The organism is Arthrobacter sp. Y3221157 (genome assembly GCF_059089865.1).
Genome location: NZ_JBNHFD010000221.1, coordinates 1 through 503, shown reverse-complemented (window position 1 = coordinate 503; position 503 = coordinate 1). Strand labels below are relative to the sequence as shown.

1 protein-coding gene is annotated in these 503 nt (G+C 58.8%); it reads left to right on the top strand.

Annotation, left to right across the window (positions count from 1 at the left end):
- The coding region (locus AC5RTT_RS20745; protein ID WP_494146735.1) for an ATP-binding cassette domain-containing protein at positions 1 to 503 on the top strand (503 nt) is incomplete at both ends.

Below are 503 nucleotides of genomic sequence, written 5' to 3'. Positions count from 1 at the left end.
CTGCTCGACGTCAAGAACCTGGAAGTGACATACCGCTCCAAAGGACTGCTCAAAAAAAGCTTCCAGGTCCTTCGTGGGGTCAGCCTGGATATACGTGAAGGCGAAACTGTTGGCCTGGTCGGCGAATCAGGGTCCGGCAAATCAACACTGGGACGAGCCGTGCTCGGCCTGGCACCCATAACCGGCGGAACAATCACCTACCGCCAAGAAGACATAACCCAAGCCACTAAACAGCGGCGCCGCGAACTTGCAACGGAAATGCAGGCTGTCTTCCAGGACCCCTATTCCTCCCTCAGCCCCGCCCTCACCATCGGTGACACACTGTCGGAACCGCTGAGGGCCCGAGGAATCGGACGGAAAGAATCAGCCCAACGCATCAGCGAACTGCTCGACGTCGTTCACCTGCCCGCCGATGCACTCCAGCGGTACCCCAGAGAATTCAGCGGAGGACAACGACAGCGGGTAGCCATCGCACGGGCACTTGCGCTGTCACCAAAACTCAT